The organism is Corynebacterium sp. LaCa_23, assembly GCF_058182375.1.
The window spans coordinates 1,563,559-1,589,911 of the sequence record NZ_CP190825.1 but is presented as its reverse complement, the minus strand read 5'-3'; the positions used below and the strand labels follow the sequence as shown (position 1 = coordinate 1,589,911).

The window sequence follows — 26,353 nt, the reverse complement described above, 5'->3', positions numbered from 1 at the left end:
TACCTTAATCCATGTGTCCAATTCGGGTATTTATGCTGGTGTGGGCGCTTCCACGATGGTGGGAAGCCAGGCATCGCACGCTGCGAACGCCTCCGCTAGGGGGCCGGAGAGGGATAAAAAGACATCGTGGCGCGCACCTTCGATGGAACGCAGCGTGTAGTGCGCATTGAGCTCTTTTGCCCACCGTCGGGTCTGTGCGACATCGATGATGCAATCGGCATGATTGACCGCATCGCAGTAGGGCGTTCCCAATAGCGAGCGGGTAGATTGCAGCGTCAATACGGGGACCCCGGCATTAATGCGGCCGCTGTGAATGACGTCGAAACCGTGGAAGACGGCGGCCAGCCAGCCTATATATTTCTTATGCCCGGCTAATGGTTTCAGGCTGAGGTTGTAGTCCCACTCGCCGTAGAAGTCACTGTGCACCGATTCGCCATAGGCGGTGAGGTTGCCGCCAGGCAAGGCGATCTTGGGTGCGATCTTGGCGGTGGAATATATCGCCGGCTTCAGCGCTGATACGGCCCAGCCGGGAACGCCCATCATGTCCAGCCAGGGGCTATTGAGGATGAGGCCTTTCAGGCGGGAGAAGCGCTCCGCGTCATGGCGGCGTAGAAAGTCCATCCACAGCGGCGCAATCAGGCCACCGGTGGAGTGGGCGATAACGATTACTTCGTCGTTTGTAATGGCATCGAGGGCTGCGGAAAGATCCACGTTATATAAGGACAAGTCCGAAACGTAGTGCCAGGCTTGGCCCGGGCGGTGCGAGCGGCCGCATTTGCGGAGATCGACCGCGTAAAAGTCATAGCCTTGTGCCGCGAAGTGCTGTGCGACGTGCGTGTGGAAGAAGTAGTCAGTCATCCCGTGCAGCCATACCAAGGCCGGGCGGGAAGTGGCAGAAGGTGAAGAAGAATCGGCGGGGCCCGAATCCGTGGAGCCTGCAGCCGAGCCTGGTGCATAGCGGACGAGGGTGGTGACAACGTCGCCCTCGCCATCAGGATCGGGGCCGAGGTTGAGGGTGGCTGATTGAAAATCGGGGCCGAGGATATCGGGCCCCCATGACGGAGTTGCTGTAGCCATGACACGAGTCTAGTCAACAGTTGGTCGTCGCTACGGTAGCTGCGTGACCTGCCATTATTTCGGTGAAATGTGAAGTGTATAACAGGTCGCCCCATATTGTGGTGACCAGGGTGGGGGAGAAAAACCAATCGAGAAAAGAAAAGCGTAAGGTAAGGCGTTAATGCGTGACACATCGGCAGGTTGGCTGTGCACAACAGTCGCGGTGTGGGGCGCAAAGCGCTTAAAATATATGGTGCAGAATGCGCCGATGTATATAAATTTTCAATTCGAAGAGGTTATAACACAGTGTCCTCAGCAAAGAAGACAGCACAAGTTGTAGATGAGGTCGATGTCGCACTGGTCGGTGCCGGCATCATGAGCGCCACCCTGGGCGCTATGCTCCGCGAGTTGGAGCCGAGCTGGACCCAGATGATCTTTGAGCGCCTTGATGGCCCCGCCCTGGAATCCTCCTCTCCGTGGAATAACGCCGGTACCGGTCACTCCGCCCTGTGCGAGCTCAACTACACGCCAGAAAAGAACGGCCGCATCGATATCTCTAAGGCGATTGCAACTAACGAGAAGTTCCAGAAGTCGCGCCAGTTCTGGTCCCACCAGCTCAACAACGGCATCCTGACTGAACCTAGTGAGTTCATCAACCCAGTCCCGCACGTTTCCTTCGCCCAAGGCGAAATCCAGGCGGACTACCTGAAGCGCCGCTACGAGGTACTGAGCGAAAAGCACATGTTCCCCGGCATGCAGTTCTCTGATGATGAATCCACCTTTGCGGAGAAGCTGCCGCTCATGGCGGACGGCCGCGACTTTTCCAATAAGGTCGCTATCTCTTGGACCGAAGTCGGCACCGACGTGAACTTCGGCGCCCTGGCCAAGCAGTTCCTGACCGCGGCGCGCGCATCTGGAACGGAGATCCGCTACGGCCACGAGGTCTTCGATATCGACCGCGACGGAAATGACTGGAAGGTCTATTCCAAAAATAAGCACACCGGCGATATCACCGTGGTGAAGGCGAAGTTCGTCTTCGTCGGTGCCGGCGGCTACGCCCTGGATCTGCTCCGCAAGGCAAAGGTGAAGGAAGTAGCTGGCTACGCCGGATTCCCCATTTCCGGTCTGTGGCTGCGCGCCAAGAACCCGGAGCTCATTGAGCAGCACCAGGCCAAGGTTTACGGTAAGGCAGCAGTCGGTGCTCCTCCGATGTCCGTGCCGCACCTGGATACCCGCGTTATCGACGGCGAGAAAGGCCTGCTGTTTGGCCCGTACGGCGGCTGGAGCCCGAAGTTCTTGAAGAAGGGTTCCTACCTGGATCTTTTCAAGTCCATCCGCCCGGATAATATCACCTCCTACCTGGGCGTTGCGGTACAGGAATTCGGCCTGACCAAGTACCTCATCGATGAGGTGCGCAAGGACTTCTCCGACCGCGTTGATTCCCTCCGCGAATACGTACCAAATGCGAAGGAAAGCGACTGGGAGACCGTGATTGCCGGCCAGCGCGTACAGGTCATCAAGCCTGCTGGTGCACCGCGCTTTGGCTCCCTCGAGTTTGGTACCGCACTGGTCAATAACCAGGAAGGCAATATTGCCGGCCTGCTCGGTGCCTCCCCGGGTGCTTCCATTGCCCCAGCCGTCATGCTGGAGCTACTGGAGCGTTGCTTTGGCGAGCGCATGATTGACTGGAGCGATAAGATTCGCGAGATGGTCCCGTCCTACGGCATGAAGCTGGCCAACGATGAGGATTTCTACAACGAGATGTGGGAATACACCCAGAAGACGCTGAAGCTGGAGCGCTAAAACGCCTTCGGCTTGGGGCTAAGTCCTCGGCCGCAAGCCCTCCGTGCAGAACCTACTGTGCGGAGGGCTTTGTGCTGCGCAATCCCTGAATTCGGGGTCGCAAGCAATTTAGGTACCGCAGTAGGTGAGAAAACCTGCAAGCCCATTCGGGTCGGGCTGTTCGTAGGACGGATGCGGCTGCCACGGGTGGGTCACGGCGTGGAGAAGCTCAGTAAAGGGCTGCATATCGCCTGCCTCGGCGGCGCGCAGCGCGGCTTCGACGGCCATGTTGCGGGGAATGACCCGGGGCATGGCAGCATCCACGGCATCCGGGGCGGGGTGAGTGGCTAGGTAGCTATCTAGGAAGTCTGAATCTGGGAAGAGCTCTTGGGCAGGAAGGGTGTGGTCGCGGGCGGCATCGGCAAGCGCACGGTGCGCCAGCGTGATATCCGGCCGGGATAGCTGCATCGCAGTAAGGTAGGCCGAGGCTACCTCGGTGGTGGTATCGAGGGCCGCGGCTATATCGCTGCGGCGCTGGGTGGCGAATTTCTCCTGGAACCCATTGATGGTCTCTTGCGCGAAGTCGACCCCGGCATTGATATCGGCATCGAAAAGCGGCACGAGCGATTCCGTGAGCCGGGCGAGGTTCCAGCCCAGGATGGCTGGTTGATTGCCAAAGGCATAGCGTCCCTGCTGGTCAATGCTGGAAAATACCGTATCGGGAGAGTAGGACTCCATAAAGGCGCACGGGCCATAATCAATGGTTTCGCCGGAGATGGTGGTGTTATCCGTATTCATCACCCCGTGGATAAAGCCCAAGCGCATCCACGAAGACACGGTGGCAATCTGGCGGTCCATCACGCCCTGGAAGAACTCCCGGTAGTCTGCCCCAGAATAGTGGCGCGCTATGGCATAGTCCGCGAGAGCCTGGAGGTGGCCGGACTGCGCGGCATAGTGAAAAGTACCGACCCGGATGTGGCTGGCCGCCACGCGGACCAGGACGCCCGCCGGCTGCACGTGGCCGCGCTGGATGGGCCGGCCGGTGGAAATCACGGCGAGGGAGCGCGTGGTGGGCACGCCGAGGGCATGCATGGCCTCAGAAATCAGGTATTCGCGCAGCATGGATGAAAGGGTGCCGCGGCCATCAGCACCCAGGCGGGAATAGGGGGTAAGCCCCGTGCCCTTGGCGTGGAGATCCCACAGTTTTCCGTCTTTTTCCACCTCGCCCAAGAGCATGGCCCGGCCATCGCCCATCTGTGGGTTGAAGGAACCGAATTGGAAGCCGGAATAGGCCATGGCATGCCCGCCGTCGCGGCCCAAGAGGAAATCCAGGCCCTCTGCGGAGCGCAGCCAGTCAGTATCCAGGCCCAGCTGCACTGCTAGCTCCTCATTGAGGACCACGAGCTGTGGATCCGGCTGCTCTTCGCCGTGCGTTGCCGACACTAAGTCCGGCAGGTGCTTTGCATAGTCGTGGTGTAGGTGCATTTTAGACCTCCAATTGTCCTTGCACGCGGATGTGGACGCGGCCGCCGACCCAAATATCGGTGCCGTCATCGTGAATAAAGACCTCGCCGTCTCTTCCCAGTTGGCTGCCCTGGCAGGCGGTGTAGCGGGCGGGGACGAGGCCTCGCGAGCGCATGAATTGCGCGGCACCGCCGTTGAAGGAACCGGTGACAGGATCCTCGAATTCTGCGGTAAATGCGCGCACTTCATAGGCAGCGGAATCCCTACCCGCGGTGGTATCCAGCATGCCCACCACGCCCACCTTGGGGCGAGTGGCGGCGGGCTGAACCGCGCGCACGGCCGCGGCATCGCGCAGCTGTATAATCCGCCAACCAGGCCCATTGTCCACCCAAGCGGAATCGATGACATCTTCTTCTGCGATATTCAATCCCGCGCAGGCCTCTGCCAGTTCGGCACTGCTTAATGGCCCGCCCGCGCGCAGCGGAGGGGTGGCAAAAGAATAAATACCTGCGTTCTCGCGCACGGAGACCAACCCCACCCCGCATTCCTGCACTATGGTGCCCTCCTTCTGCGGTTCATTGCCGAGCGCCCGCCAGACGGCGGCGCTGCCCAAAGTGGGGTGGCCGGCGAAGTCGAATTCCTCGTGCGGGGTAAAAATGCGCACGCGATAGTCCGCCGCGGGATCAGTGGGCTGGAGCAAGAACGTGGTTTCAGAAAAGTTGGTCCAGTGCGCGATGGCCTGCATCTGCTGTCTCGAGAGCCCATCGGCATGGGCCACGACCGCGAGCGGGTTACCGGAAAACGCCGAGGTGGCAAAGACATCGACTTCAAAGAACTGGAATTGCATGCCAGCCAGTCTAGTCAGCCCTGAGGATGAGGACGGCAGGCTGGCTTCTGCGCTAGCCTTGCCCTTATGTCTAAGCTTTGGCCGGATCGTCTGCGCGATTGGATTGGCCCGCCGTGGCGAATCATCATCCCCGTGTTCTTCGGCGTGCTCTTGCCCAATGCCGCGAACTTTTTGCACACCGATTCACCCTTCCAGGCCATCGTCGCGGTCTTGTACACCGTCGGCATTCCGCTGGCGCTGTGGCTGCATCCCAAGCTGCAAGAAAAGTCCATTTTCTTCATCGCCGGCACCATGACGCTGTGCATTTTCACGCCCTTGGCCTCCCTGGAGAACTTCCACGCCCCGATTTTCGCCTACACGGCTTTTCTCATCGGCACGCACTCGCGCAAGCGCTTGCGCTATATCTGGCTTGCCTGGATTGCCCTGGGCTCGCTGGCGGGAACCACCGCAAGCCTATTTGGGGAAAAGGTCTTCGCGGGCAGCGATATCGGCTTGGGCGATGCAACCATGAGCCCGCTGCTTGTCTATGCTGGCACGGTCCTGCTCGGCTGGCCGGTCCTCGGCTTTTTCTACCTGCTCGGCACCAATAACCGGAAGCGCCGGGAGGGCCAACAGCTGCTCATCGAGCGCGCGGAGATGGCCGGCGCCGTGGAGCGCAATCGCATCGCCCGCGAGATGCATGACATCGTCGCCCACAATCTCGCCGGCGTCATCGCGCTTGCCGATGGCGCCCGGTTCGCCGCCGCCAAAGACCCCAAGGTAGCAACGGAGGCACTCGATACCATCGCCTCTACTTCCCGCGAATCCTTAAAACAGATGCGCAGCCTGCTTTCCGTCTTGCGCGAAGAAGACGCGCGCGGGGAAACCAAGGCCCCAGGCACCTCAGACATCGCAGGTCTGTTTTCGGAAGCCCGGCGCGCCGGCTTCGATATCACCGTCTACGGCATGGAAAAGCTACCCGCCGATAGCGATGAGCTCTATCAATTCACCATCTACCGCATCGTGCAGGAGATGCTGACCAATATGCTCAAATACTCCAGCCAAAATAGGGGAACCCTGCGCTTTCGCAGCGATAGGTCGGCGCTTGTTATCGAGGGGCACAACCCCATGGCGCAGCCGGACGAGGACCACAGCCCAGGCTATGGGCTCATCGGGATGAAAGAGCGCGTGAAGGCCTATGGTGGCAGTGTGTCCACCAAGGCCGAGGATGGAACGTTTGCAATCATCGTGGAGGTACCGCATGTCTAATCCGGAACAGGAATCTGAGCCCATTCGCATTGCGCTTGTCGATGACCAACCGCTCCTGCGCGCCGGGTTCGCCATGCTGATCGGCTCGCAGGAGGATATGAGCGTGGTCTGGCAGGCCTCCGATGGCGATGAGGTACTGGACCTAGCCCGGCAAGAGCCCGTCGATATCATCCTCATGGACGTGCAAATGGCGCGGGTTAACGGCATTGCGGCCACGGAGGAAGTGCTCCCTGAATTCCCGGAGACCAAGGTCATCATGCTGACTACCTTTGATGATCACAACTTTGTCCACGGTGCAATCTCTGCAGGGGCATCGGGATTTTTGCTCAAAGACGTCGAGCCCGAAGAGCTGCTCTCAGCCATTCGCACCGTGCACTCGGGCGAGGCCGTGCTTTCGCCGCGCATTACCGCCCAGGTGCTCCAACAAGTCCGCAGCGAGGAGGGTGGGGACAGTAGGAAGGCGCACTCGGCTTCGCACACCGCCGCGGCTGCACAGCCAGGCGCCACCACCGCTACGGCCCCGCCGTCCGCGGAACTTACCCCGCGCGAGATGGATATTTTAAGGCTCATGGCGCTGGGGTATTCGAATACCGAAATATCCGAAGAGGAGTTTGTCTCCATGGCAACGGTCAAGACCCACGTGCGCCACGTGCTGACCAAGACTGGGTCCCGCGACCGCGTCCAAGCCGTGCTGTATGCCTATACCCATGGCGTGGTCACCGTAGAAGAACTGCTTTCTCATCCCCAGGGATGAACGGCTAAATCCGCCTCGAGGATGGTTACTTCGCGCCGGGAAAGCGCCAGGATAAAACCATGCTCACAGTCACACAGCTTTCCAAGAAATACGGTTCCTTTACAGCAGTAGACAACCTTTCCTTCGAGGTTCCCGATGGCCAAGTCACCGGGTTCTTAGGGCCCAATGGTTCCGGCAAATCCACCACGATGCGCATGTGCGTGGGGCTAGAAAATCCCACCTCCGGCACCGCCACATTCGATGGCACCCCATTTCGCGAACTACCCGATCCCGCCTCCACGGTGGGCACCCTGCTCGATGCCAACTGGTTCCACCCCGGCCGCAGTGCTCGCGCGCACCTGGGCTATATGGAAGCACTCCAGGGAGTATCGATGAACCACGTCGATGACACCCTGGAGCGAGTCGGGCTCGGAAAGGTGGCGAAAAAGCGCATCGGGGGCTATTCGCTTGGCATGAAGCAGCGCCTGGGCCTCGCCTGCGCCATGATGGGACAGCCCAAGCACTTGCTTCTCGATGAACCCGTCAACGGCCTGGACCCTGAAGGCGTGCACTGGATGCGCGACCGCATCCGGGAATTCGCCGCTGGGGGATGCGCCGTGCTGGTGTCGTCCCACCTGCTCTCAGAAATGCAGCTCACGGCGGACCGCTTGGTGGTCATCGGCAAGGGCAAGCTCGTTGGTGAAGGAACGGTAGAAGAATTTGTCAATGCCTCTGGTGCCTCCACCGTGGAGGTCGTGGTGGATCAACCAGAAGAACTGGCCCGCCTGCTGCACGATTCGCAGGCAGAGACCTCCTTTGATGGGGAGGTTCTGCGCATTACCGGCCTAGACCGCGACGAGGTCGGCCAATTGTGCTTTGACCACCGCATCCGTATCAGCAGCCTTGAGGTGAAGCACCCCTCCTTGGAAGACGCCTTCCTCGGTGCTACCGCAGACCACCTGGATTACCGCTCCGCATAACCCCCGTTATCCGTTATCGAAAGGCAGAGTACGAGCCATGAACACCATCGTTTCTGAATCCCGCAAGATATTTTCCCTGCGCTCAACGTGGGTCTACCTCGCTATCATCACCGTTGGCCTAACCACCGCGAACGTGCTGATGAGAGCTATCCGCACTGACGACAGCGCCCTCCAATCCTCCGACCTAGCCATCGGCGCCATCTTCGCCGTGGTCATCATGATCTTTTCCTCGGCCACGCTCGTCGGCGGAGACCTACAAAAAGGCACCGTCGCCTGGAGCTACCTATCTACCAACCGGCGTTTACAGGTGCTCTCGAGCCAAATCCTCGTCATCACCGTGGCCAACGTCGCCGCGGCGGCCCTGGCGGGCATACTCGGAATGTTATTTAACGCTGCGCTCGGCAGCTCGTATGACTTCTCTAGCTTCGTCCACTACCCGGATAATGCGGTGTTCCTTTTCACCTTCGTGGAATACATCGTCTACACCCTGCTCGCTACCGGCCTGGCATATATCCTGCGCAGCGGCACCTTTGCAGCCATGCTGCTGATAATCGAGTACTTCGTCATCGAAAGCGTGCTGACCTCAATGGATATGGGCTGGGCCAAATACATCCTGCAGATTTTGCCCGATGCCAACCTGCGCACCTTCTTCCAAGGCCAAGACACCTTCGGCCTTATGGCCCCGCAATGGGCATCCGGCGTCATTGTCTTGGCCATGGTGGTAGCGGTCCTCGGCGGGGCCGCAGCCGTCCAGCGCCGCCGCGCCGTGGTCTAGGCTCCCCGCAGGCGCTCGCGCGTTACGGGGATACGACGAGGGTAAGTTCCCGTGAGCCGTGCGGTGGTTCCTCTACCGTCATGCCGGCCGCGCGGGCGATAGCGGCGACATCGGCGGCGCTGAAGGCATCGGCAGGCGAAAGCGCCAGCTCCCGGGCCAGCAGGCCCTTGTAGTGCTTGTTAAAGTGGCTGACCACCTTGCGCGAGCCATCTGGTTGCACGCTTTCTACCCGCACCGTCACCGCCGAAGGCAGCCGGCCCAATTGCTGGTAGGTGCCCGAGCGGAGATCCACAACCAGCTCGTCGATGTTTTCTAGCGCCTGCGTTATCTGCTTGCCCCAAAAAGACTTCATGGTGCGACCGCCCAGCTTGGAACCGCCCGATAAGCGGTAATGGGGGATGGGGTCGTCCGCGCGCAGGAGCCCGAAGAGGGCATCGCCAATAGCAAGGCGGCTCCACGAGGGAAGGGTGGACGCCGAAAGTGCATCAAAAAGCACGCCAGTATAGCGCTCCACCGCTGGCATGGTGGGGGTGGTAAAAAGCTGACTATTGGATTCGGCCTCACCGCGCAGCTTCTCCGAGAGCTTCAGCGCCACCATCGCCTCATCAATGGGAAGAGACTGCAGCTCAGCGGCGATTTCGCGCCGCGTATCGGTAAGTTCTGGAAAAGATAGGTTGGCAAAATCAAGCGGCTTTCCGGTGCCGCCATGGGCCTTGGTTTCTGAAGGAGGGAGGACAATGAGCATATAGCTAGGGTAGCGATGTATATTTTGACCATGATTACCCGCCTTTCTGAACTATTTCTCCGCACCCTTCGCGAGGACCCAGCCGATGCCGAGGTCCCCAGCCACAAGCTGCTGGTGCGTGCCGGTTACGTGCGCCGCGTCGCGCCGGGCATCTACACCTGGCTGCCGTTGGGTCTGCGCACCCTGCGCAAGATCGAAGACGTAGTACGCCAAGAAATGGATGCCATTGGCGGGCAAGAAATGCTTTTCCCGGCCCTGCTGCCGCGCGAGCCCTATGAAAAGACCAACCGGTGGGTGGAATACGGCCCCAACCTATTCCGCCTGCAGGACCGCAAGAATGCCCACTTGCTGCTCGGGCCAACACACGAGGAAATGTTCGCCAACGCCGTAAAGGACATGTACTCCTCGTACAAGGATTTCCCAGTCACCTTGTATCAGATTCAGACGAAGTACCGCGATGAGGAACGACCCCGCGCCGGGGTGCTGCGCGGGCGCGAGTTCGTGATGAAGGATTCCTACTCCTTCGATATGAACGATGAGGGGCTTGATTCCTCCTATGCCCGCCACCGCAAGGCATATCAGAATGTTTTTGACCGCTTGGAAATCGATTACGCCATTTGTAAGGCCACCTCTGGCGCGATGGGCGGGTCCGCCTCCGAGGAGTTCTTGGCGCTTTCTGAGGTGGGCGAAGACCTCTTCGTGCGCTCCACCGAGGGCGATTATGCGGCCAATGTAGAGGCGGTCGTGACCCAAGCGCCCCCAGAAAAAGATATTGCGGGCCAGCCCGCGGCGAAGGAATACCGTACCCCGGATGCCGCCACCATTGAAGCGCTTGTGCACTGGGCGAAGACCGAGGACATCGCCGTCGACGGCCATGAGGTCCGAGCCGCCGATATCCTTAAATGCGTCATGGTGGAGGTAACCCACCCAGCGCTAGAGGAATCTGCAGAGAAGAAGGAATTGGCGGCCGTGTTGATTCCGGGCGACCGCGAATTGGATCCCAAGCGCCTCGAGGCGGCCTTGGAACCGGCAGAGTTCACCCTGGCCAGCGATAAGATTTTTGCGCAATACGATTTCTTGGAGCAGGGCTTTGTGGGCCCGCGCGCGCTGAACTCCAATGGCGTGAAGGTCTTTGCCGATCCCCGCGTGGTCAAGGGCTCTTCCTGGATCACCGGCGCGGATGCGCAAAACTGCTACGTCGTGGGCTGCGTGGCCGGCCGCGATTTCCACGTCGATGAGTTCGTGGAAGCAGCAGAGGTGAAAGAGGGCGATCCCGCACCGGATAACCAGGGCACCTTGGCCTTGCAGCGCGGCATCGAACTGGGTCATATCTTCCAGTTGGGCCGCAAGTACACCGAGGCCTTTGACGTGCAAATCCTCGATGAAAACGGCAAGCGCGCCATCCCCACGATGGGCTCTTATGGCATCGGCATCTCCCGCATGCTGGCCGTGCTGGCAGAACAACGCCACGATGATAAGGGCCTGAATTGGCCGGTGGCGGTGGCGCCGTATCAGGTGCACGTCGCGGTGGCGAATAAGGATGCCGCGGCCATGGAGGCCGGCGATAAGCTGGTAGAAGAGCTATCCCAGGCGGGCCTTGAGGTGCTTTTCGATGACCGCCCCAAGGTCTCCCCGGGCGTGAAGTTCAAGGACGCAGAGCTACTCGGCATGCCGTTTGTGGCCATCGTGGGCCGCGCCTTCAAAGACGGCATCATCGAGCTGCGCATCCGCGGCCAAGAAACGCTGGAGGTACCTGCGGATGAGATCGTGGACAAACTCCTCGAGTTGGTGCGGGCCTAGCTTAAATCACCGCGCTAAAGCCCGGCGCCTATAAGCACCGGCAGGGTAGCGTGGGAAGCATGAGACTTAATAAAAACGTGCTCCCCACAGCCCTTATCACGATGGGCACGCTGCATTTCCTGCGCGCCAAAACCTTCGAATCCATTGTGCCGCCGCAGCTGCCGGGCTCGCCGAGGTTGTATAACTTCGCCTCCGGCGCCTGGGAGATAGCTACCGGTTATTTGCTCACCGATCGCGCCACCCGTGAATCCGGCGGCGCCTCTGCCGCGGCGCTATTTCTTGCCGTGTGGCCGGCGAATATGTATCACGCCTGGATCGAGCGCGATGCGCGATGGCCGAAGAAGCTGTATCACATCATCCGCCTGCCGCTGCAAATCCCGTTGATTCGCTACGCATGGAAGATCGCGCAGGGTAGGGCATAAAACCTAAAAACCGACTCCCCAATTTTCCCGGGAAATAGATCCCAAGTGGAAAATGGGAGAGTCGGTTGCTTGCGTGATGCCGCGCTCAAGGCGGCATCACGCTACCGCTGTATCAGGAAGCCTATTAGCCGGCCACGGGGCCGCCGCAATTAGGCCATGCGCCAGCTCCCTGGGTGGCAAGGACGTTTTCAGCGATTTCAATCTGCTGTTCCTTGGTGGCTTGGTCAGCGGTGGGCGCGTACTGGGTGCCGCCGCTACCGGCCCAGGTTTGCTGCGAGAACTGCAGTCCGCCGTGGTAGCCGTTGCCGGTGTTGATGTGCCAGTCACCGCCGGATTCGCACGCGGCGACCTGGTCCCACGCGCTTTCCGGGGCGGCGTTGGCGGCAGGGGCGGCAATGCCCGCGATGCCCAACGTAGCTGCTGCCATAGTGAGCAAGGTCTTCTTAGTACGCATTGAGAAAGCACTCCTTCTCATTGTTTTGGCTCGTGGAATCTCCAACAAGCACGTAATCCACCAAATTACGTAGGGTCCGGAGGCATTAGCAATGAATATCGGCCTATAACTCGCTGATTTTTCACTGCCCGCCGGCCAGTGAATCTTCAGGCTGGGGGGTATCAGGCAACGCTGGGCGCTATGCGGCCTGGGATTCGGCGGCGATGCCGATAAGCCAGTTCAGCCACTCCTGGTTTGGGCTTTCCTGTTGCGCTGCGGCCACTGCGGCAGCGTGCCACTTATCCGCGTCCTGCTCCATCAAGGTATCCAGGAATGCGGCAGCGGAATCCGCATCGCCGGGAAGCGTTGTTCCACCGGAAGAATAGGCAGGCTCAGGCTGTGGAACCTCGCCGTTTTGGCTAATCGCCTCCTGCAGCTGGTCGATGCGGTGGTGATGGAGGCTTAAGAGCTTATCGATGCGCCCCTCGGCAGCAGGATCGCTATAGGCCCGCGCGAAATCCAGCCCAAAGACCTGCTCGTATTCCCACTGCAGCAAATCGGTGGCGCTTTCGCGCTGGGGTTGGGAGAGCGTGGGGATATCGGGGGCATCGCCAGGCAGCCAGGCGTTGAGCGTGATGGCCTGTTGGGTAACTATCGGCCGCGACTCAGAGCTGACTTCATCGGCGGCTTCCGTGGTGGCCGAGGCGGCCTCCTCTAGCACCTGGGAGGAATCTGTGGCAGGAGGTGCCTGCGTGGGCCGTTCCACCTCACAGCTGTGCGGGACATTGCCTTGGTCATCGGTGCCGCAGAGGCGCGCAATTTCCGCAAACAGCGCATCGGCCTGGGAGCTGCGCATATCCGCGGCTTCATCGTCGACACCTTGGAGGGCGAGGCCATCGCTCGCGGCGGCCACGGCGAGGCGCTCGAGCGCGTCTTCTGGGCGCGGGCCAAAATAGTCGACGACGGAATCGACTGCGGAACAACCCGCAAGCGCGGGCAGGGTGGCAGTCGAGGCTACACAGGTTAAAGCAATACGTCGGCGGTTCACCCAAAAGACTGTACCTCGAAGGACGTAGGCTAGTGGGCATGGCTTTCCCAGATGCACAACAATTAACTGATTTGCTCCAACCTCGCCTTGCAGCCCGCGGGCTCGACGTGGAGGATATTAAAACCACCAAGGCGGGAAAGAAATCACAGGTCATCATCCGCATCGATGGTGATAAGCGACCTAGCTCCGATGTCTTGGAAGAGGTCTCCGACGATATTTCGGCCTTCTTCGATGAGAAAGAGGAAACGGGTGAGCTGAATTTTGGCGCCGGATATACCTTGGAGGTCTCCACCCCAGGCGTGGATCTGCCGCTGACCGCACCGCGCCACTGGCGCCGCAATCAGGGGCGGAAGGTGACCTTTAATCGCGGCGATGACAAGAGCCATACCGCGCGCATCGGTGCGCTCAACACGGCCGAAGATGCCGTTGTCCTTATCACCTCTGAGAAAAACGAGGTGCATACAGAAGTGGAGCGATTGGAAAACATTGCCCACGCAGTGGTAGAAATTGAATTTGCACAGCCATCACAGCGTGAGCTAGACGCCGTGCACCAGCCATTTGCAGAAGCCGAGAGCTAACCGGCAATCGAGAGGACAGACAAGTGAATATTGATCTTGAGGCACTTCGCACTATCGAATCCGAACGACAGGTCCCCGTCAATGATCTGTTGGAGGCGATTGCGAGTGCCTTGTTGTATTCCTACCTGGATTACCGCGAATCCACCGCGGAGGGTAAGGCCGAAGGCACCAAGTCCCGGGTAGACATCGATACCACCACCGGTGCCGTCAGCGTCATCGTTACTGAGCGCGACCCCGAAACCGGGGAAGTAACCAGTGAATACGATGACACCCCGGATAACTTTGGCCGCGTGGGTGCACGCGCCGTACGCGAAGCGATTTTGCGCAAGCTGCGCGAGGCCGAAGCCGAGCGCACCTTTGATTCCTATTCGGAGCTTAGCGGGCGCGTTGTCAGTGGCATCGTCCAGCGCGATGCGCATGCCAATGCCCGCGGCATCGTCGTGGTCCAGCTCGGCTCTGAACTGGAATCGCAGGACGGCATCCTGCTTCCCGCAGAACAAATCCCCGGGGAAAAGCTGCAGCACGGTGACCGCATCAAGGCTTATGTGGTGGGGGTAAACCGCAATGGCGCCAATGTGCAGATCAACTTGTCCAGGACCCACCCGGAGCTGGTGCGCGGTCTTTTTGAACTGGAAGTTCCGGAAGTTGCGGATGGCAGCGTGGAAATGATCGCCATTGCCCGCGAAGCTGGGCACCGCTCGAAGGTCGCCGTCATCGGTCACGCGAAGGGCCTGAACGCCAAGGGTGCGTGCATCGGCCCGCGCGGCCAGCGCGTGAATAACATCATGCGCCAGCTGGGTGGGGAAAAGATCGACATCATCGATTACAGCGAGGATCCCACCGTGTATGTGGGCAATGCTTTGGCCCCCTCGAAGGTGATCAAGGTGACCGTGCTCGATAGCGAGGAGCAGGTGGCGCGCGTCATCGTCCCTGACTACCAGCTGTCCCTTGCCATTGGTAAGGAAGGCCAGAACGCGCGGCTCGCCGCCCGTTTGACCGGATGGAAGATCGATATTCATTCAGACGCGGACGCGAATTAAGGAATTGCGGATATATAGCGTAGGCTAGTAAACGGCCCAGATGCAGAAAGGGACATGAAGACGCAGCGAAAGTTAAGGAGTTCGATGTCGCAGACTCAACGGCTTCGTACTTGCATCGCTACGCGTCAACGCATGCCCGATACGGAGTTGCTGCGGGTGGTCATTGATGCCAATGATCCCCACGGCAGCCGTGCGGTGGCGGATCCATTCCGGCGGCTTCCCGGCCGCGGCGCATGGATTAGCCCCACGCTTTCTGCACTCGAGCTAGCTGAGCGCAAACATGCTTTCAAGCGCGCGCTCCGCACGTCCGCATCCGTGGACACAGGTCAGGTACGTAGGTACTTGGAAGCACAGTGCGAAAATGTACAGGGCGAAAAAGTACCGTGTGCGGAACAACCTGCACAAGATTCGTACACACCAGAGTTAAAAAGGAAGACCGAACACTGATGAGCGCACAACGATGAAGCATCAGCGATGAAAGTCCAGAACGTTTAACTAGGAGTCAGGCCAGTTTTTCGCGGCCTTGGCTCCTAGGCGATACCAAGAGGAGACAAGTGCCCGGAAAGCTACGTGTTCACGAGTTGGCAAAACAGCTCGGAGTAACCAGCAAGGAACTGCTCGCCACCCTGAAGGAACAAGGCGAGTTCGTTAAAACCGCATCCTCGACCATCGAACCACCGGTGGTCAAGAAGATGCGTGCTCACTATGAAGCACAGTCCGGTGGCGATGCCACCGAAGCTAAGGCAGACAAGACTGAGAAGGCTGCCAAGCCCGCTAAGCCCGGCCAGGGCAACGCCAAGAAGTCGGCATCGCCTGCGCCGAAGCCAGGTCAAGGTGCACAGGGCGGCGCGAAATCCGCTGCGCCGAAGCCCGGCGCCCCTAAGCCAGGTGCACAGGCACCGAAGCCATCCGACGCTGCACCGAAGCCAGGCGCAGGGTCCGCTAAGGCTGCCCCCAAGCCAGGTCAGGCAGCACCAAAGCCAGGCGCTGCCGCTGGAAAGCCAGCGCCAAAGCCTGGCCAAGGTGCACCGAAGCCAGGCCAGAACGCAGGTCAAGGCGATGCCAAGAAGTCGGGCGAGCGCCCGACCCCAGGCAACGCCATGCCGCGACCGATGCCTAAACCCGGCGGATCCCGCCGCGTGGCCAATAACCCATTTTCCACGGGTGGCGGAGACAACCGCCCAGGCCCACGCCCCGGTGGCTCCAAGGGCCAGCGCGGTGGCAACCGCCCCGGCAATAACCGTGGTGGAAAGCGCGGCGGCCGCAACGAAGGCGGTAATAACCGTCAGGGCCAGGATCAGAACCAAGGCCAGGGTGGCGGCGGTGGACGTCGTCCATCGCCTGCCATGATGCCTTCGCATCCGAACCCAGCCTCGATGCCGTCCAAGGCACCGAGCGGTGGCGGACGCGGTGGCCGCGGTCGCGGTGGCCACGGCGGACCTGGTGGTCCAGGTGGCCCAGGTGGCGGTCGTCCCGGCGGCTTCCGCGGTGGACGCGGTGGGCGTCGCGGCGGTACCGCCGGTGCATTCGGCCGTCCAGGTGGCGCACCACGCAAGGGCAAGAAGTCGAAGCGGCAAAAGCGCCATGAGTTTGAAGAGCAGCAGAAGCACGTCGTAGGCGGCGTCCGCTTGCCAGATGGCAAGGGGCAGACCGTCCGCCTGCGCCGCGGCGCTTCGCTGTCTGACTTCGCGGAGAAGATCGGTGCCGATCCAGCAGCATTGGTGCAGGCACTGTTCAACCTGGGTGAGATGGTCACCGCAACCGCATCCGTATCGGAAGATACGCTGCAGCTGCTCGGTGACGAGATCAACTACAAGGTAGAGGTCGTCTCCCCAGAAGACGAGGACCGCGAGCTGCTCGAGTCCTTCGACCTGCAATTCGGCGAGGACGAAGGCGGCGAAGAGGCCCTCGAACATCGCCCTCCAGTCGTCTCCGTCATGGGCCACGTTGACCACGGTAAGACCCGCCTGTTGGATACCATCCGTAAGACCAATGAGGCAGCCGGCGAGGCCGGCGGTATTACCCAGGGAATCGGTGCTTACCAGACCACGGTTGACGTGGATGGCGAGCGCACCATTACCTTCCTGGATACCCCTGGTCACGAGGCCTTTACCGCCATGCGTGCCCGCGGTGCGAAGTCCACCGACTTGGCCATCTTGGTTGTCGCCGCCGATGACGGCGTCATGCCACAGACGGTTGAGGCCATCAACCACGCCAAGGCTGCCGATATCCCGGTTGTCGTGGCCGTGAACAAGGTGGATAAGCCGGAGGCCCAGCCGGAAAAGATCCGTGGCCAGCTCACGGAGTATGGCTTGGTGCCTGAAGAGTACGGCGGCGACACGATGTTCGTGGATATCTCTGCTAAGCAGGGCCAGAACATCGACCAGCTGCTGGAGTCTGTCATCCTGACTGCCGATGCCGCCCTCGAGCTCACGGCTAACCCAGAGATGGATGCCCAGGGCGTGGCCATCGAGGCCCACTTGGACCGCGGTCGCGGCCCGGTGGCTACGGTCATCGTCCAGCGCGGTACGCTGCACGTCGGCGATTCCATCGTGGTAGGCGATGCGCATGGTCGCGTGCGCCGCATGCTCGATGAGTTTGGCGAGGACGTTAAGGAAGCCGGTCCTTCCCGCCCGGTACAGGTACAAGGCCTGTCCGGCGTGCCGGGTGCTGGCGATAACCTGCTCGTGGTCGATGATGACCGCGTGGCCCGCCAGATTGCCAACCAGCGCGATGCTCGTAAGCGTTCTGCTTTGCAGGCAAAGCAGCGCAAGCGCGTGTCCCTGGAGGATCTGGACAAGGTATTGCAGGAGACTTCGACCCTCAACCTCATCCTCAAGGGCGACAATGCCGGCTCCGTCGAGGCGCTGGAAGATGCCCTGTTGGATATCAAGACCGAGGACGAAGTCGAGCTCAACATCATCGACCGCGGTGTTGGTGCCGTAACGGAGACCAATATTTCCTTGGCCGCCGCTTCCGATGCCGTCATCATTGCCTTCAACGTTCGCGCGGAGGGCAAGGCCACGGAAATCGCCACCCAAGAGGGCGTGGATATCCGCTACTACACGGTTATCTACAAGGCCATCGAGGAAGTCGAGGCCGCTCTCAAGGGCATGCTCAAGCCGATTTACGAGGAACGCGACACCGGTGCGGCCGAAATCCGCGCCCTGTTCAAGTCCTCCTCGGTGGGTACCATCGCAGGCTGTATGGTCACCGATGGCAAGGTTGTCCGCAACGGCAAGGTTCGCTTGCTCCGCGATAACAACGTCATTACTACCGATGCCAAGATTGAGTCCCTGCGTCACGAGAAGGACGACGCGACCGAGATCAAGGCCGGCTATGAGTGCGGTATGGTGCTGTCCTACCCGGATATCCAGGTAGGCGATATCATCCAGGCTTATGAAGAAGTCGAGGTACCGCGCGACTAGTCGCTGCTAGTTTCGGCCCGCTGTGCGTGCCCACCTTGAGGGCCTTTCTCCACGGAGTTTGGCCATTAGGTGCGGCAGGTAGAACGGGCCGTTTCGCGTTTTCGCATGCGGGATTTTCAAGCGGTTTCCATTGGGTGCGGTGAGTTACTAAACTGGTAGTTTCTGATACCGCGACACGGTAATTTAGGAATAAATTTTTCCCCTTTAGCTTGGAGGTTCTCATGGTCGATCACGCACGTGCGGCGCGGCTAGCAAAACGAATTCAGGAAATCGTGGCTAGCGCGATTGAGCTGCAGATTAAGGATCGCCGCCTGGAGATGGTCACCGTGACCGATGCCCGCGTCACCGGTGATTTGCACGACGCTACCGTCTTTTACACGGTGCGCGGCCACGATATCGAGGCAGAACCCGATTATGACCAGGCTGAGGAAGCACTCAAGCGCGCGAAGGGGCAGTTGCGCAAGATCGTTGGCGATCAGCTCTCCGTGCGCTTTACCCCAACCCTGACGTTTGAGCTCGATACCGTCCCAGAGGCCTCCGCGCACATGGAAGAGCTTTTGGCGCGCGCTCGGGCCCGCGATGAAGAGCTAGCGAAGCTGAAGGAAAATGCCCAGCCCGCGGGTGAGGCCAACCCATATAAGACCTCCGATGAAGACGAGGCTTAAGTGACCCGCAAGGAATATCAGGACGCAGTCGATGCCATCTCCGGCGCGCAAAGCATCTGTATTATCACCCACTTGCGCCCGGATGCCGATGCCATTGGTTCGGCCACGGCACTGCTCTTAGCCATGCAGCAAAGCGGGAAGGATGCCTGCGCGGTCATCGGCCAGGATAAGGACTTTGCGCCTAACCTTTACTCCATTCCAGGAGCGGATCAGGTCAAGGTCACCCGAGAGCTACCGCAGGGCTATGACGTTTATGTCACCGTGGATTGCGGGTCGATCGACCGCACCGGCCTATTTTCCGCAGACATCGCCGAGCTGGCGGCGGCAGGGCGCGTGTTGTGCATCGATCACCACTCATCCAATCCTGGATTTGGCTCCGTGAACTTGGTTGATTCAGAGTGCGAGTCCACCACGGTGGCCATCTTGACCATCCTGGACATGCTGTCGGTGCAGATAGAAAACACCATCGCGCATTGCCTGTACGCCGGCCTTTTGACCGATACGGGTAGTTTCCGGTGGGGCAGGCCCGCCATGCACGATGTGGCCACCCGTTTGATGCACTATGGCCTGGACACCAAGCAGATCGCCACGGATTTACTCGATGCCACGACCCCTGATGATCTGCAGATGGTCGGCCGCGTGCTCGCGGGACTGCGCATTGAACATGCCGGTGAGCTGGGCATAGGTATCCTGATCGCGGGCCTAGCCGATATCGAAGGTCATTCGGACTCCGCAGTGGAATCCCTGGTGGATTTCGTGCGCGCCCTTGAGGGCACGCAGTTGGGCGTGGTCTTTAAGGAGCAGTCGCCCGGGATTTGGGCGGTATCGCTGCGTTCGACGGCGATCAACTGCGCAGCCCTAGCGGCTACTTTTGGCGGCGGCGGGCACGTTCCGGCTGCCGGGTACATGACACAGGGAAGCGAAGAAGCCATCGTTGCGGAGCTGGTGAGTGCCATCGATGAGCACTAGGCAGTCAACCCCCACGACAGTAAGCGCACGCGAGGTCTTTGGCCTCGCGTTTCCTGCGCTTGGCGTCCTGGCCGCGATGCCGCTCTACCTTCTGCTCGATACCGCAGTGGTGGGGCGCTTGGGTGCCCAGGAACTGGCTTCGCTCGCCGCGGCAACCACGATCCATACCGTGGTGACCACGCAGCTGACCTTCTTGTCCTACGGCACCACGGCCCGCTCGTCCCGCCTGTTTGGTGCTGGAAAGCGCGCCGAGGCCGTAGCAGAAGGCGTGCAAGCTACCTATGTGGCTTTAGGCGTCGGCGGGCTTTTGGCCATTATTATGTGGATCTTCGGCGGCGTATTTGCCCAGTGGCTTACCGGAGATCCCACTACCGCGGCAGGCACCGCGCTGTGGCTGCGGATCGCCGCGCTGGCCATTCCCGTAACACTCGTGGAAATGGCCGGAAATGGCTGGATGCGCGGCGTACAAAATACCAAGAAACCGCTCTATTTCACCCTCGCCGGAATGATTCCCGGCGCTATTGCCGTGCCTGCATTCGTGTACTGGTGGGGCCTTGCCGGTTCTGCCATCGCCACCGTAATGGGAATGAGCATTATCGCGAGCCTCTTCGTGCGCGAGCTGTATAAACAGCACGAAGGCTCGTGGGCATTTCGTTGGCACATCGTGCGCGAACAGCTCATCTTGGGCCGCGACTTGATCTTGCGCTCCGCCAGCTTCCAGGTGGCCTTTCTTACCGCCACGGCCGTGGTGTCCCGCGTGGGCACGGCGGCCTTGGGCGGCCACCAAATCATGATGCAGCTGTGGAATTTCATGTCGTTGATTTTGGACTCCCTGGCGATTGCCGCCCAGGCCTTGACCGGCGCGGCTTTGGGCGCTGGTTCGGCGCGCCACGCGCGCAGTGTGGGAAGCAAGGTAGTGATGTATTCCACCATCTTTTCGGCCTTCCTCGCCCTGGTTTTCGCCGCCGGGGCCGGGGTCATCCCGCGCGTGTTTACCTCCTCGCAGGAGGTCATCGATGCCATGAGCCAACCGTGGTGGATCCTGGTTGGCATGGTCATCGCCGGCGGCGTGGTCTTTGCCCTCGACGGCGTTTTGCTGGGAGCCGGGGACGCGGCATTCCTGCGCAGCCTGACCATTGCCTCGGTGCTTTTGGGATTTTTGCCCGGCGTGCTCCTCGCACATGCCATGGGCACGGGCCTTACCGGCGTGTGGTGCGGCTTGGCCGCGTTCATTTCCTTCCGCCTGATAGGCGTGGTCTACCGCTTCTATTCCATGAAATGGGCTGTAATAGCAGAGTAGTACCTGCGCTACAGTGGCTGTAGCGAGTAATAACAGCACTTTAGAAGATGAATGAGGAAGGCGGGTGGGAGCGGCAATGCCAACGTTATGGGCAGTAGCAGACCTGCACGGCGCGATCAGTGACAACTTTGCGCGCATTGCAGAGCTAGCCCCACCAGATCCCGCCGATTGGCTCATTGTGGCAGGCGATGTCGCAGAGCGCAGCGAGCTCATCGTGCGCATCTTGCGCGATTTGGCCGCGCGCTATGACACCGTTATTTGGGCGCCGGGCAATCACGAGTTATTTTCCCGTTCCCAAGACCAGTACAAGGGGCGCGAAAAATACGATCACCTGGTTGCCGCCTGCCGGGAAATCGGCGTTATCACCCCGGAGGACCCTTACCCGGTTTTTAACGGAATAACGATCGTGCCGCTTTTTACCCTGTATGACTACAGCTTCCGCCCACCGGGGACCTCGGTGGAAGAAGCAGTGCAGCAGGCGCGTGCGAAAAAGCTTGTCATGACCGATGAGGTAGCTATCGCACCTTTTGTAGATGTGCGCGCCTGGTGTTGGGACCGCTTGGCGTATTCCATTAAGCGTTTATCCCGAGTGCAGGGCCCAACCATCTTGATCAACCACTGGCCGCTGGTGCAAGAGCCCACGATGGTGCTGCGCTTCCCGGAAATCGCCCTGTGGAGCGGCTCGCGGCATACGCGCTCGTGGCCGCGGCGGTACAAGGCAGAAGCGGTCATCTACGGACACCTGCACACGCCCTCCAAGATGAATGTGGATGGGGTAGACCATATCGAAGTCTCTTTGGGCTATCCGCGCGAGTGGCGTAACCAGCCCCACCGTATCCCGTGGCCATACCCAGTTACCTCAACCTTTGGGGAGGTGGATTAATGCATTATCCCGACCTATTCCCAGAAACTACCCGGTATTGCTATGTGCGCACGGACGCCCGCGAGTCCGACCTGCTCAACTATGAGCACCTCGATCCCAAAGAGCAGTCCATAGTCTCGCGCGCGGTCGATATCCGGAAGTCCGAATTTGGCGATGCCCGCTGGTGTGCGCACCAGGCCCTGCGCGAGCTGGGCTTTACAGGCTCGAACCCGATCCTGCGCGGGGAGCGGGGCATGCCGCTGTGGCCCGAAGGTTTCATTGGATCCATGACGCATACGGAGGGACTGCGCGCAGCGGTGGTGGCCTCAACCTCGGATTTTCGCTCCATTGGCCTTGACGCGGAGCCTGCGCAGCGCCTGCCCGATCACGTCTTGACCATGATCGCCCGAGCCGGGGAAATGCCGCAGCTGCCGCGCCTAGAAAAGGCTGGGGTGCACTGCCCAGACCGCCTGCTGTTTTGCGCCAAGGAAGCCACCTATAAGGCGTGGTTTCCCATGACGCATCGGTGGCTGGATTTCGATCAAGCGGAGATCGATATCCGCGAGGATGGCACCTTCATTTCCTACATCCTGGCCCGCCCCACGCCAGTGCCGTTTATCACCGGCAAGTGGATCCTAGAAGGCGGTTATGTCGTGGTTTCCACGCTGGTTCCGGCCCTTGATTTTTCAGCCTGACCGGAAACCCGCTCAGATCTCCTCGATCAATGCCCTCAGCCACTGACTTAGAGGGTGGACGGCCGCGCCACAAAGACCGTGGCCAACCTTTTTCCCTTCTCCTTAATGAGCGCGATGGCCTGGCCATTGGGGGCTACCGCCGCATGAACCCCGGACAGCCCGCGCGGCTCTAACCATTTGCCCATCGCTAAGGCGGCGGCCTCGTCCTCGGTGACGGGCAGGACGGGGAAACTGCGCTTGAGCGCCTCATCGAGGCTTAAGGAGAGGCGGGGGTTTTCGGCAAGATCGTCGAGGAGGTGGGCATCGGCAAGCGCGAAGGGCCCCACCGTTGTGCGGCGCAGGGCGGTTAAATGCCCGCCGACGCCCAAGGCTTCGCCCATATCGCGCGCCAAGGAGCGGATATAGGTGCCGGAGGAACACTCCACGGATACATCGAGGTCAACGAAATCGCCCTCGGTGCGCAGGTCATGAATGTCAAAGCTGTGGATGGTGACCGGGCGGGCGGGAATATCTACCTCTTTGCCCTCGCGCACCAATTCATGCGCCCTCTTGCCCTTGATCTTGATGGCGGACACCGCGGCGGGCTTTTGCATAATATCGCCGGTCAATCCCGCAACTTCGGCCTCGATGGCAGAACGGTGCAGCGCGGCCGCAGGCTTGCCCCAGCTAAATTCGCCCTCGGCATCATCGGTGGTGGTAGAAGCGCCGAGGCGGATGGTGGCTGAATAAGACTTGGTGGAGGCGACCATGTGCGCGAGGAATTTGGTGCCGCGTTCGATGCCGAGGACCAGCACCCCTGTCGCCATGGGATCCAGGGTGCCGGCATGGCCGACCTTTTTGGTGTGAAAATACCTGCGTAGGCGGCTAACAACATCGTGGGAGGTCATGCCGGCAGGCTTATCAACGATGACAAGTCCGGAATGTGCGAGCGCATCAGTCATAGGGTACAAGTCTATGCTCTACGATGGATTCCGTGGATATTTGTTACGGAATCGATGACATCCCCGCGGATGTGGGGCCGACCTCGGTAACCATTGGCGTCTTCGATGGCTTGCACCGCGGCCATCAGCAGCTCGTTTCTGCCTGCGTGGAGCATGCGCGGGCGAATAATCAGGTCCCCGTCATGGTGACCTTTGACCCGCACCCGGTCTCCGTTTTCTTGCCGGAGCGCGCCCCGCTGTCCGTGGTGAGCTTCGAGCGCAGGCTGGAGCTCGCGGAGGACATGGGCATCGAGATGGTGCTTGTCATTGACTTCACTAAGGAACTCGATGGCGTGGAGCCACGGCCTTATGTGCGCGACCTCTTGGTGGGAAAACTCCATGCACAGCACGTGGTGGTGGGGGAGAACTTCACCTTCGGCGCTGGGGCCAGCGGCACCGCGGAAGCCATGCGGCAGCTGGGCGAGGAGTTTGGGTTTAGCGTCGATATCATCCCGCTGCTGGATGAAGACGGCGTGCAGATTTGTTCCACCTATATTCGCCAGAGCCTGTCCCGGGGCGCTATAGAATCGGCGAATTGGGCGCTTGGCCGCCACTTTACAGTGACCGGTCCCGTGGTTCGCGGTGCCGGGCGCGGCGGCAAGGAGCTGGGTTTTCCCACGGCCAACCAGTACTTTCCAGATACCGTAGCCATTCCCGCGGATGGGGTGTATGCGGGGTGGTTCATTGTGCATTCCGAATCGCCCCTCGACGGGGACATGCAACCTGAAGTGGCCTACGCCGCGGCGATTTCCGTGGGCACGAATCCCACCTTTGGTGATGAAGAGCGCTCCGTGGAGTCCTTTGTCTTGGATCGCGATGCCGATCTTTATGGCTATGAGGCAACCGTGAAATTCGTGGGCCACCTGCGGGATATGGTGAAGTTTCACTCCGTCGATGAGCTTTTGGAGGCCATGGCCCAGGACGTAGCTGCCGCCCGCACGGTGCTGGCTGCCGATGCCCGCGCGCAGGGCTGCAATAGCGAAGACTATTTCTTAAAGGAGAAGTAAATGAAGGCGATCCTCGATCTTGATACCGGTATTGATGATGCCCTGGCCTTGGCGTATGCCCTAGCCCACCCAGAGCTTGAGCTCATTGGGGTGACCTGCACGTATGGCAATGTCACCGTCCCACTGGCGGTGCGCAATACCCTGGCGCTGCTGGAGCTGCTGGATAGGCCCGATATCCCGGTCTTTGCTGGCCCCAGCCCGGATGGTTTCCAGCCCAGCGAGATTTCGGCCTTCATCCACGGCCAGAATGGCGTGGGTGAGGTCGCGCTTAGCCCGTCCGATAAGACCGAGGACGCCCATTCGGCCGCGGATTTCCTCGTGCAGGCCGTGCGCGATTACGGCGATGACCTCGTCATTATCCCCACCGGCCCGTCCACGACCATCGCCCAGGCCATGCTTGCCGATGCCACCTTTGCCACCAACGCCCACATCGTCATGATGGGCGGGGCGCTGACCGTTCCCGGCAATGTTTCCGCGTGGGCAGAGGCCAATATTTCCCAGGACCCGGATGCCACCGATTACCTCTTCCGCCACAGCAGCGATGTCACCATGGTGGGCCTTGATGTCACCCTGCGCACCCTCTTGACGGAAAAGGAAACCGCGCGCTGGCGGGCAACAGGAACGGCCGCGGGCGAGATTTTCGCCGATATGGTGGATTACTATATCCGCGCTTATGCCACCACGGCGCCTCACTTGGGCGGCTGCGGCCTGCACGATCCGCTGGCCGTGGCGGTAGCCGCCGATCCGTCGTTGGTAGAGGTCATTGAGACCAATATGAAAACCGATACCGAAGGCCCCACCCGCGGGCGCACCATCGCGGACGAAACTAGGCTGAGCCAGCAACCGACCGCGAAGGTCGCCTTGGGCGTGGACAACGAGCGGTTTGTCAGTGAATTTGTAGACCGCCTCGAAGAACTTTTCCGCACGGTGGGCGCCAAGTAGTGCAGCGTTTTGATTTGCCACGCTAATTGGCTGTAAGATGACCAGTTGGCTTAGCGACTGTGGTTCACGACAGTTGCGGCACGCGCAACTCGCCACGGCGGCGCTGCGCGTTGAAGAATAGTGTGGACTGAAATAAAGGAGAAATACTCATGGCATTGACCACTGAGAAGAAGGCCGAAATCCTCAAGGAGTACGGCCTGCACGAGACCGACACCGGTTCCCCCGAGGCACAGGTTGCCCTGCTGACCTCCCGCATCAACACTTTGACGGAGCACCTGAAGTTCCACAAGCACGATCACCACTCCCGTCGTGGTCTGCTGCTGATGGTTGGTCGTCGTCGTGGCCTGCTGAAGTACTTGGCAGAAAACAACGTGGATCGTTACCGTGATCTGATTTCCCGCCTGGGCCTGCGCCGCTAATTGCGACGCGGCTGCGGCCGAATTTTTCCCCTTGCCCTGCGGCAAGGGGAATTAGTGGTTTTATACCCTCTTAATCCTTGTAGGGAGCAGGGGCGTTTGTAATTGCCGTAGCTCAAAAGTGCGGAATCTCTGTTA

General features: G+C 60.2%; 26 protein-coding genes. 19 read left to right on the top strand and 7 right to left on the bottom strand.

Annotation, left to right across the window (positions count from 1 at the left end):
- Positions 1 to 30 precede the first annotated feature (30 nt).
- Positions 31 to 1,077 carry an alpha/beta hydrolase gene (locus tag ACP8IT_RS07645; protein ID WP_284609137.1) on the bottom strand — a complete coding sequence of 349 codons (1,047 nt, stop codon included), beginning with the start codon at positions 1,075 to 1,077 and terminating at the stop codon, positions 31 to 33.
- Between the two features lie 285 nt (positions 1,078 to 1,362).
- Here ACP8IT_RS07645 and mqo point away from each other — a divergent pair, with 285 nt between their 5' ends.
- Positions 1,363 to 2,859: a malate dehydrogenase (quinone) gene (mqo, locus tag ACP8IT_RS07640; RefSeq protein ID WP_005278731.1), complete on the top strand. Its 1,497-nt coding sequence runs from the start codon at positions 1,363 to 1,365 to the stop codon at positions 2,857 to 2,859.
- Positions 2,860 to 2,967: 108 nt separating this feature from the next.
- On the opposite strand, the gene ACP8IT_RS07635 is transcribed toward mqo, so the two are convergent.
- A complete protein-coding gene (locus ACP8IT_RS07635; protein ID WP_490289852.1) occupies positions 2,968 to 4,323 on the bottom strand; it encodes a protein adenylyltransferase SelO in 1,356 nt (451 codons plus the stop codon).
- 1 nt (position 4,324) lies between these two features.
- Positions 4,325 to 5,149 (bottom strand): PhzF family phenazine biosynthesis protein, encoded by an 825-nt coding sequence (locus ACP8IT_RS07630; RefSeq protein ID WP_490289851.1) that lies wholly within the window; start codon positions 5,147 to 5,149, stop codon positions 4,325 to 4,327.
- A 66-nt stretch (positions 5,150 to 5,215) separates the two neighbouring features.
- On the opposite strand from ACP8IT_RS07630, the gene ACP8IT_RS07625 reads away from it, so the two are divergent.
- The 4 genes from ACP8IT_RS07625 to ACP8IT_RS07610 are packed head-to-tail and all read left to right on the top strand — an operon-like array spanning position 5,216 to position 8,885.
- Complete coding sequence (locus tag ACP8IT_RS07625) at positions 5,216 to 6,397, top strand: sensor histidine kinase (protein ID WP_005278739.1); 1,182 nt, start codon at positions 5,216 to 5,218, stop codon at positions 6,395 to 6,397.
- Positions 6,390 to 7,151, top strand: a complete 762-nt coding sequence (locus ACP8IT_RS07620) for a response regulator (protein WP_005283584.1) — start codon at positions 6,390 to 6,392, stop codon at positions 7,149 to 7,151. Before ACP8IT_RS07625 ends, ACP8IT_RS07620 begins: the two co-directional genes overlap by 8 nt.
- A 59-nt stretch (positions 7,152 to 7,210) precedes the next feature.
- Positions 7,211 to 8,110 carry an ABC transporter ATP-binding protein gene (locus tag ACP8IT_RS07615; protein ID WP_490289850.1) on the top strand — a complete coding sequence of 300 codons (900 nt, stop codon included), beginning with the start codon at positions 7,211 to 7,213 and terminating at the stop codon, positions 8,108 to 8,110.
- Between the two features lie 37 nt (positions 8,111 to 8,147).
- Positions 8,148 to 8,885 (top strand): ABC transporter permease, encoded by a 738-nt coding sequence (locus ACP8IT_RS07610; RefSeq protein ID WP_490289849.1) that lies wholly within the window; start codon positions 8,148 to 8,150, stop codon positions 8,883 to 8,885.
- Between the two features lie 22 nt (positions 8,886 to 8,907).
- On the opposite strand, the gene yaaA is transcribed toward ACP8IT_RS07610, so the two are convergent.
- Positions 8,908 to 9,630, bottom strand: a complete 723-nt coding sequence (gene yaaA / locus ACP8IT_RS07605; protein WP_005278749.1) for a peroxide stress protein YaaA — start codon at positions 9,628 to 9,630, stop codon at positions 8,908 to 8,910.
- A gap of 30 nt (positions 9,631 to 9,660) precedes the next feature.
- On the opposite strand from yaaA, the gene ACP8IT_RS07600 reads away from it, so the two are divergent.
- Both ACP8IT_RS07600 and ACP8IT_RS07595 read left to right on the top strand, forming a co-directional pair.
- Positions 9,661 to 11,430, top strand: a complete 1,770-nt coding sequence (locus ACP8IT_RS07600) for a proline--tRNA ligase (RefSeq protein ID WP_490289848.1) — start codon at positions 9,661 to 9,663, stop codon at positions 11,428 to 11,430.
- 59 nt (positions 11,431 to 11,489) lie between these two features.
- On the top strand, positions 11,490 to 11,852 hold the full coding sequence (locus ACP8IT_RS07595) for a DoxX family protein (protein ID WP_005283569.1): 363 nt from the start codon (positions 11,490 to 11,492) through the stop codon (positions 11,850 to 11,852).
- 124 nt (positions 11,853 to 11,976) lie between these two features.
- On the opposite strand, the gene ACP8IT_RS07590 is transcribed toward ACP8IT_RS07595, so the two are convergent.
- Positions 11,977 to 12,306, bottom strand: a complete 330-nt coding sequence (locus ACP8IT_RS07590) for a transglycosylase family protein (protein ID WP_005278755.1) — start codon at positions 12,304 to 12,306, stop codon at positions 11,977 to 11,979.
- Between the two features lie 178 nt (positions 12,307 to 12,484).
- Complete coding sequence (locus ACP8IT_RS07585) at positions 12,485 to 13,333, bottom strand: DUF4439 domain-containing protein (RefSeq protein WP_490289847.1); 849 nt, start codon at positions 13,331 to 13,333, stop codon at positions 12,485 to 12,487.
- Between the two features lie 38 nt (positions 13,334 to 13,371).
- On the opposite strand from ACP8IT_RS07585, the gene rimP reads away from it, so the two are divergent.
- The 9 genes from rimP to ACP8IT_RS07540 all read left to right on the top strand — a co-directional run bounded on the left by rimP (position 13,372) and on the right by ACP8IT_RS07540 (position 22,870).
- The gene (rimP, locus tag ACP8IT_RS07580) at positions 13,372 to 13,911 is read left to right on the top strand and encodes a ribosome maturation factor RimP (RefSeq protein ID WP_490289846.1); all 540 of its coding nucleotides are present in this window, start codon (positions 13,372 to 13,374) and stop codon (positions 13,909 to 13,911) included.
- Positions 13,912 to 13,934: 23 nt separating this feature from the next.
- On the top strand, positions 13,935 to 14,951 hold the full coding sequence (gene nusA, locus ACP8IT_RS07575) for a transcription termination factor NusA (protein ID WP_005278763.1): 1,017 nt from the start codon (positions 13,935 to 13,937) through the stop codon (positions 14,949 to 14,951).
- A gap of 84 nt (positions 14,952 to 15,035) precedes the next feature.
- The gene (locus ACP8IT_RS07570; protein WP_005278765.1) at positions 15,036 to 15,398 is read left to right on the top strand and encodes a YlxR family protein; all 363 of its coding nucleotides are present in this window, start codon (positions 15,036 to 15,038) and stop codon (positions 15,396 to 15,398) included.
- A gap of 107 nt (positions 15,399 to 15,505) precedes the next feature.
- Complete coding sequence (gene infB / locus ACP8IT_RS07565; RefSeq protein ID WP_490289845.1) at positions 15,506 to 18,379, top strand: translation initiation factor IF-2; 2,874 nt, start codon at positions 15,506 to 15,508, stop codon at positions 18,377 to 18,379.
- Positions 18,380 to 18,600: 221 nt separating this feature from the next.
- Positions 18,601 to 19,044 (top strand): 30S ribosome-binding factor RbfA, encoded by a 444-nt coding sequence (gene rbfA / locus ACP8IT_RS07560; protein ID WP_005278773.1) that lies wholly within the window; start codon positions 18,601 to 18,603, stop codon positions 19,042 to 19,044.
- Positions 19,045 to 20,013, top strand: a complete 969-nt coding sequence (locus ACP8IT_RS07555) for a DHH family phosphoesterase (RefSeq protein WP_005278777.1) — start codon at positions 19,045 to 19,047, stop codon at positions 20,011 to 20,013.
- Positions 20,003 to 21,313: an MATE family efflux transporter gene (locus ACP8IT_RS07550; RefSeq protein ID WP_023017326.1), complete on the top strand. Its 1,311-nt coding sequence runs from the start codon at positions 20,003 to 20,005 to the stop codon at positions 21,311 to 21,313. The genes ACP8IT_RS07555 and ACP8IT_RS07550 overlap by 11 nt, the downstream gene beginning before the upstream one ends.
- Before the next feature lie 76 nt (positions 21,314 to 21,389).
- A complete protein-coding gene (locus ACP8IT_RS07545) occupies positions 21,390 to 22,196 on the top strand; it encodes a metallophosphoesterase family protein (RefSeq protein ID WP_490289844.1) in 807 nt (268 codons plus the stop codon).
- The gene (locus ACP8IT_RS07540; RefSeq protein WP_490289843.1) at positions 22,196 to 22,870 is read left to right on the top strand and encodes a 4'-phosphopantetheinyl transferase family protein; all 675 of its coding nucleotides are present in this window, start codon (positions 22,196 to 22,198) and stop codon (positions 22,868 to 22,870) included. Before ACP8IT_RS07545 ends, ACP8IT_RS07540 begins: the two co-directional genes overlap by 1 nt.
- Before the next feature lie 47 nt (positions 22,871 to 22,917).
- Here the strand turns inward: ACP8IT_RS07540 and truB are convergent, their stop codons facing one another.
- Positions 22,918 to 23,811, bottom strand: coding sequence for a tRNA pseudouridine(55) synthase TruB (gene truB, locus ACP8IT_RS07535; protein WP_490289842.1), 894 nt, complete (start codon positions 23,809 to 23,811; stop codon positions 22,918 to 22,920).
- A gap of 23 nt (positions 23,812 to 23,834) precedes the next feature.
- Between truB and ACP8IT_RS07530 the strand changes: the two genes are divergently transcribed.
- From ACP8IT_RS07530 to rpsO, 3 genes are all read left to right on the top strand, one after another.
- Positions 23,835 to 24,857, top strand: a complete 1,023-nt coding sequence (locus ACP8IT_RS07530; protein WP_490289841.1) for a bifunctional riboflavin kinase/FAD synthetase — start codon at positions 23,835 to 23,837, stop codon at positions 24,855 to 24,857.
- Positions 24,858 to 25,799: a nucleoside hydrolase gene (locus ACP8IT_RS07525; RefSeq protein ID WP_490289840.1), complete on the top strand. Its 942-nt coding sequence runs from the start codon at positions 24,858 to 24,860 to the stop codon at positions 25,797 to 25,799.
- Positions 25,800 to 25,948: 149 nt separating this feature from the next.
- Positions 25,949 to 26,218 (top strand): 30S ribosomal protein S15, encoded by a 270-nt coding sequence (gene rpsO / locus ACP8IT_RS07520; protein WP_005278802.1) that lies wholly within the window; start codon positions 25,949 to 25,951, stop codon positions 26,216 to 26,218.
- Positions 26,219 to 26,353: the final 135 nt, after the last annotated feature.

Excerpts from the sequence above, each read along its gene's own strand:
- ACP8IT_RS07645 (WP_284609137.1), bottom strand. The coding sequence starts at position 1,077 with ATGGCTACAGCAACTCCGTCATGGGGGCCCGATATCCTCGGCCCCGAT.
- ACP8IT_RS07635 (WP_490289852.1), bottom strand. The coding sequence starts at position 4,323 with ATGCACCTACACCACGACTATGCAAAGCACCTGCCGGACTTAGTGTCG.
- ACP8IT_RS07630 (WP_490289851.1), bottom strand. The coding sequence starts at position 5,149 with ATGCAATTCCAGTTCTTTGAAGTCGATGTCTTTGCCACCTCGGCGTTT.
- ACP8IT_RS07625 (WP_005278739.1), top strand. The coding sequence starts at position 5,216 with ATGTCTAAGCTTTGGCCGGATCGTCTGCGCGATTGGATTGGCCCGCCG.
- ACP8IT_RS07620 (WP_005283584.1), top strand. The coding sequence starts at position 6,390 with ATGTCTAATCCGGAACAGGAATCTGAGCCCATTCGCATTGCGCTTGTC.
- ACP8IT_RS07615 (WP_490289850.1), top strand. The coding sequence starts at position 7,211 with ATGCTCACAGTCACACAGCTTTCCAAGAAATACGGTTCCTTTACAGCA.
- ACP8IT_RS07610 (WP_490289849.1), top strand. The coding sequence starts at position 8,148 with ATGAACACCATCGTTTCTGAATCCCGCAAGATATTTTCCCTGCGCTCA.
- yaaA (WP_005278749.1), bottom strand. The coding sequence starts at position 9,630 with ATGCTCATTGTCCTCCCTCCTTCAGAAACCAAGGCCCATGGCGGCACC.
- ACP8IT_RS07600 (WP_490289848.1), top strand. The coding sequence starts at position 9,661 with ATGATTACCCGCCTTTCTGAACTATTTCTCCGCACCCTTCGCGAGGAC.
- ACP8IT_RS07595 (WP_005283569.1), top strand. The coding sequence starts at position 11,490 with ATGAGACTTAATAAAAACGTGCTCCCCACAGCCCTTATCACGATGGGC.
- ACP8IT_RS07590 (WP_005278755.1), bottom strand. The coding sequence starts at position 12,306 with ATGCGTACTAAGAAGACCTTGCTCACTATGGCAGCAGCTACGTTGGGC.
- rimP (WP_490289846.1), top strand. The coding sequence starts at position 13,372 with ATGGCTTTCCCAGATGCACAACAATTAACTGATTTGCTCCAACCTCGC.
- ACP8IT_RS07570 (WP_005278765.1), top strand. The coding sequence starts at position 15,036 with ATGTCGCAGACTCAACGGCTTCGTACTTGCATCGCTACGCGTCAACGC.
- rbfA (WP_005278773.1), top strand. The coding sequence starts at position 18,601 with ATGGTCGATCACGCACGTGCGGCGCGGCTAGCAAAACGAATTCAGGAA.
- ACP8IT_RS07550 (WP_023017326.1), top strand. The coding sequence starts at position 20,003 with ATGAGCACTAGGCAGTCAACCCCCACGACAGTAAGCGCACGCGAGGTC.
- ACP8IT_RS07545 (WP_490289844.1), top strand. The coding sequence starts at position 21,390 with ATGCCAACGTTATGGGCAGTAGCAGACCTGCACGGCGCGATCAGTGAC.
- ACP8IT_RS07540 (WP_490289843.1), top strand. The coding sequence starts at position 22,196 with ATGCATTATCCCGACCTATTCCCAGAAACTACCCGGTATTGCTATGTG.
- truB (WP_490289842.1), bottom strand. The coding sequence starts at position 23,811 with ATGACTGATGCGCTCGCACATTCCGGACTTGTCATCGTTGATAAGCCT.
- ACP8IT_RS07530 (WP_490289841.1), top strand. The coding sequence starts at position 23,835 with ATGGATTCCGTGGATATTTGTTACGGAATCGATGACATCCCCGCGGAT.
- ACP8IT_RS07525 (WP_490289840.1), top strand. The coding sequence starts at position 24,858 with ATGAAGGCGATCCTCGATCTTGATACCGGTATTGATGATGCCCTGGCC.
- rpsO (WP_005278802.1), top strand. The coding sequence starts at position 25,949 with ATGGCATTGACCACTGAGAAGAAGGCCGAAATCCTCAAGGAGTACGGC.